Below are 5,038 nucleotides of genomic sequence, written 5' to 3'. Positions count from 1 at the left end.
GGCGCAGGATGCCGCGAGCGCGATCCGGCTGTTCGTGGGGGAACTCTTCTTCGACACGACGCAGGGGGTTCCGTACTTCGACCAGATCCTTGGCAAGATGCCGCCGATCTCGCTGCTTAAGGCGTACTTAAATCAAGCCGCGCTGACCGTGCCTGGCGTCGTCAAGGCGCAGACTTTCATCCTGTCCTTCACCGACCGCATCGTCACCGGCCAAGTGCAGGTGACGGACGCGGCGGGCAACATCACATCAGCGGGCTTCTGAAATGGTCGATACCACCAACGTTCCGCCGCCGGTCTTTACCGACAAGGGGTTCATCATCCCCTCGGCTGGGGACGTTCTGGCCGGCGTCACGGAAGACATCAACGACGCCTTCGGTGGCACGCTGAACCCGGCTCTCAACACGCCGCAGGGGCAACTCGCAAGCAGCGAAGCTGCCGTGATCGACGAGGTCAACGCGACCTTCCTGTTCTTCACCAACCAGGTCGATCCGGCCTTCGCCACCGGTCGCATGCAGGACGCGATCGCGCGTATCTATTTCATCGAGCGCAACCCGGCTCAGCCGACCGTCGTCCAGGCGCTCTGTCGAGGCCTGCAGGGTGTCTCGATCCCGATCGGCTCGCTGGCGCTTGCCGCCGACGGCAATCAGTATCTGTGCACGGAAGATGGCGTCATTGGCGTTGACGGCACCGTCACGCTGCCATTCGAATGCACGGCGGTCGGGCCGATCCCTTGCGCTGCCGGCAGCCTGAGCCAGATTTTCCGAGYCATCCCAGGATGGGACTCGATCAGCAACCCCGATGACGGCGTGCTCGGTAACAACGTCGAGAGCCGGTCGGCCTTCGAGGCGAGGCGCTCGGCCTCTGTCGCGCTGAACTCGCAAGGCTCGCTCCCTTCCGTGCTGGGTGCCGTTCTCGCGGTGCCGAACGTCATCGATGCGTTCGTGACCGAAAACGCCACCAATGAAGTCCAGACCATCGGCGGCGTGGCGCTCTTTGCGAACTCGCTCTATGTCGCCGTGGTCGGCGGCAATGCCGACGATATCGCTCGGGCGATCTGGACACGGAAGGCTCCAGGCTGCGCGTACAATGGCAACACTACCGTCACCGTCTTCGACCAGAGCCCCGCCTATGTGCCGCCGTTCCCGGCCTATCGGGTCAGCTTCGAGATTCCCGACCCGTTGGCGATCCTGTTTTCGGTCAACATCGTCAATTCGCACTTGGTCCCGGCCGACGCGGCGACGCAAATCCAGAATGCCATCGTCACCGCCTTTGCCGGGGGCGATGGAGGCCCGCGTGCCAAAATCGGCACCACGCTGTTCGCCAGCCGGTTCTACGCGCCTGTCGCCACCCTTGGCCCATGGGTGCAGATCATCTCGATCGAGATTGGCTCGGCCAATGATCCAGCCGCTGTTTTCACCGGGCAGATCGTCGGCACCACATTGACCGTCACCGCGGTCGCCTCGGGCGCGCTCGCTGTCGGCCAGATCATCTCCGATACGACTGGCGCCTTGACCGTCGGCACCACGATTACGGCGCTTGGCAGCGGCACGGGCGGCACCGGCACGTATACCGTTTCCAACAACAAGGACGTGCCCAGCCAGAGCATGACGGCGGCAGTGCCCAATCGCTTCGACATCGATGTCGATATCGACCAGGTGCCGACAATTTCGGCGAACGACATCATCGTAACCCTGAGCTGATCATGGCCGACACTGGACCTCCCTATCCCCGGCCGCCGCTCGGGGTGCCGAACGGCCTTGGCCAGTTCGTCATCGGCGTCAGTCCGCTCGGCGCTTTCCCGCCATTCGACGTGTTTTCAACCGTCATCAGCCAGTATGCGAACTCGCCGGTGCTGACGCGGCTGATCACGAACCTGTTCGCCTACCTCGACCAGACCGCCAATTTCGAGGTGTTCTTCGACTTCATCTGGAATGTCGACACCGCACAGGGCTATGGGCTCGACGTGTGGGGCCGCATCGTTGGCGTCAATCGCGTCCTGCAAGTTCCGGTCGGAGACTTTTTCGGCTTCGACGAGGCGGTCCCAGGATCAGACCCATTCGGCCAGGGCGCGTTCTTCTCGGGCACTCCACTGACGAGCAACTTTGCCCTTTCGGATGAAGCCTTTCGCCGGCTGATCTTAGCCAAGGCGGCGGCCAATATCACGAACGGGTCGATCCCGGCGATCAATCAGATCCTGCTCAGCCTCTTTCCGCATCGCGGCAATTGCTATGTCACCGAAGGCGGGGACGTGGGGACGTGGTTCGGCTTCGAGGAATCGCTGAACGCGTCAGGCTTCGATCAAGCATCGTTCTATTCGGGCCAGGCGCTCGAGACGATGACGATGACCTACACCTTCCAATTCCTGCTCTCCCCCGTCGAACTCGCCATCGTCCAAAATTCCGGCGTTCTGCCGAAGCCYACCGGCGTCGCGGCGTCGGTGGTCATCATCGCTTAGGAAATCCCCCATGCAGCAATCCGATATCCCTGCCAAATTCCCGCTCTTTTGGGGCGCCAATGCCGGAGGTGGGTTCATTCGAAACATCCCGGTCGCGTCGCAAATCGGCATCACCAGCGGCGCTGCTTCGCTGGCAGACGGCTTTCCGCCGCTGAACTTTCAGCCGGTCGGCTCGGGAGGCGTGCCGCCGTTCGGCGCGGACATGAACGGCATCATGCGGCAGATGACGCAATGGCTGCAGTGGGCCGAAGCCGGGGGCCCAATCGCCTACGATGCGTCCTTTCAATCCGAAATTGGAGGCTATCCAAAGGGTGCCGTTGTCGCGTCGGCTGTGACCTTGGGATTGTCGTGGCTGTCGACCGTCGACAACAACGTGACCAATCCCGATACCGGTGGGGCTGGCTGGAGGCGGTACTTCACCTCCGGCGGCCTGATCGCCACTCGAGCTTTCCCCAACAGCACGATCTATACGCCCACGCCTGGGACCAACAGCATTCGCGTTCTCGTCGTTGGTTCAGGGGGTGGTGGCGGCGGCAGTCCGGCCATGAGTGCCGCGCAATTTGCGGCGGCCGGCGGTGGCGCCTCTGGCGGCTGGTCTAAGTCGTTTCTCACGGCTGGTTTTGCAGGTCTCGCCATAACCATTGGAGCAGGCGGACCGGGCGGGGTAGGCGCAAATGGACAGTCAGGTGGTCTCACCTCGTTCGGTTCCCTCATCTCGATCACCGGTGGCAGCGGCGGCGCCGACGGCAACCCATCAACAAATCCATCCACCCAAGTTGGCGGCGGCGGCGGCGTTGCGACCGGCGGCAACTTGTTCAATTCCTCCGGAAACCCTGGGCAGTCGGCAATCTCGCTCGCATCGGTCAATATGGTCAGCGGCGGTGGCGGCGCATCGATTTTGGGCGGTGGCGGCAGGCCGGTCGCTTCAACGACTGCGAACGGAAATCCTGGTGGCGGTCCTGGCGCCGGCGGCAGCGGATCTGCCGGAGCAAATTCAGGCGCTCAAACGACCGGCGGCGCAGGCGCTAACGGCCTCGTCATCGTTGAAGAATTTGCCTGATCTGATGCCTGCGTAACGCAGGTCCGCACAACACCCTTCTCCCGCTCATTTTTGGTCGCGCGCTCGTCGCGCATAACGTCCCGGTTTTGGCCCGGGCGAAGGATCGCCTATGCTCAAAAATATTTCACTCGCACTGGCGTTGGTCATCAGTCCAACGCTCGCCATGGCGCAGTCGGCGCCGTCAAATCCGGCAATGACCTATGGCATGGTCCCCACGGTCGGCCAGTGGAACCACTGGTTCCAGCAAAAGCAGGATGCGCTCGGCTACGTCCCGGTCAACCGCAGCGGCGACACTATGCAGGGCAAGCTTATCGTTGCCGCCTCCACCTCAACCAGCGCCGGCTTCAATCTGGCTCCGGGCACCGCTCCGGACGCTCCCGTCGATGGCGATGTCTGGATGACGCCCGACGGCATGTTTGCCGAGGTGGGCGGGGTGACGATTGGCCCGATCCGCAACGGCAACGTCGCCGGTCCTGCAACGACGGTTGTCGGCGATCTGCCAACCTTCTCGGCCACGGATGGATCGGCCCTGGCCGACAGCGGACAAGCCCTGCCCTCGGGCGCTCTTGTCGGCACAACGGGCATTCAGACCCTCACAAACAAGACCCTGACCGCGCCGGTTCTCGGATCGCCAGGCATCACGGGAACGGTGACAGTCGGCGGTGTGGCGATGAGCTTCCCGGCATCTGGCCTCATCGCCGGAACGACCGATGTTCAAACGCTCACTAACAAGAGCATCGATGCCTCTGAGATCAACTCGGGCACGCTTGCCGGCGCGCAGCTTCCGGCGCCGACGGTCTCGGTCCTTGGCGGTGTCTTTTCAGGTGGTGCGCCAACCAGTCAGTTCGCGACGGGCATCAACACAGCTGGCGCTGTCACTTATGCGCAGCCGACCATCGGCAACCTCGCCAACATTGCTGCCAACACCGTGGTGGGCAATGCGACGGGCTCCAGCGCAGCGCCGGCGGCTCTGACCACCTTGCCGAGCGGGCTGACGGTTCCTTCCCCGACGCTCTCCGGTACGACCACCTGGAGCGGTTTCGGAAATGGCCAGTTCGTCAGCAATTCGAGCGGCGTGACATTCTCCTCGCCGATCTTCGACGGTATCGCCGCCGGCATGATCGGCAACGGATCGTTTGACAACACGGCGGTCTTCCAGGCGCTCCTGACGACAGTCGGGGCTAGCGGTGGGCAGGTTCGCCTGGCCTGCGGCCACTACAAGATTTCAAGCGCTCTCTCGACGACGATCGCGTCGGGCAAGTCGCTCATGATCCTCGGCGGTGGCCAGGATTGCACCTATCTCGATTTCCCGTCTGCGGCCGGCAGTACGTGGACCTTTGGTGGAATTGCGTCGTCGCTTCATCTCCGCGACATGACCGTCACAACCAGCATCTCGGCGACGGGCACGGCCTTTACGCTGACGCAGAGCGCCCCGTCTGCCAACCCAGCAAATGCAGCGGAAAGCGACTTCACCGATGTCACCTTGCGGGGCTCGGATGGCTATGCAGCCGCTGCATATTGGT

General features: G+C 62.9%; 5 protein-coding genes. All 5 read left to right on the top strand.

What is annotated here, in order from left to right; all coding sequences use genetic code 11:
• On the top strand, nt 1-262 hold a 262-nt coding region (locus tag ACXJ7R_RS24615; RefSeq protein ID WP_457154101.1), incomplete at its 5' end, for a hypothetical protein.
• Nucleotide 263: 1 nt separating this feature from the next.
• Nucleotides 264-1,700, top strand: coding sequence for a baseplate J/gp47 family protein (locus ACXJ7R_RS24610; protein ID WP_457154100.1), 1,437 nt, complete (start codon nt 264-266; stop codon nt 1,698-1,700).
• A gap of 2 nt (nt 1,701-1,702) precedes the next feature.
• Nucleotides 1,703-2,455 carry a DUF2612 domain-containing protein gene (locus ACXJ7R_RS24605; protein WP_457154099.1) on the top strand — a complete coding sequence of 251 codons (753 nt, stop codon included), beginning with the start codon at nt 1,703-1,705 and terminating at the stop codon, nt 2,453-2,455.
• A gap of 10 nt (nt 2,456-2,465) precedes the next feature.
• Complete coding sequence (locus tag ACXJ7R_RS24600) at nt 2,466-3,515, top strand: glycine-rich domain-containing protein (RefSeq protein ID WP_457154098.1); 1,050 nt, start codon at nt 2,466-2,468, stop codon at nt 3,513-3,515.
• Between the two features lie 109 nt (nt 3,516-3,624).
• A partial coding sequence (locus ACXJ7R_RS24595; RefSeq protein WP_457154097.1) for a hypothetical protein occupies nt 3,625-5,038 on the top strand: 1,414 nt, incomplete at its 3' end.

It is taken from the genome of Mesorhizobium sp. P5_C1 (assembly GCF_054049815.1).
This window is presented reverse-complemented; position numbering and strand designations above follow the sequence as displayed.

Bases quoted from the DNA above. Each gene is read 5' to 3' on its own strand.
- ACXJ7R_RS24600 (WP_457154098.1), top strand. From the start codon at position 2,466: ATGCAGCAATCCGATATCCCTGCCAAATTCCCGCTCTTTTGGGGCGCC.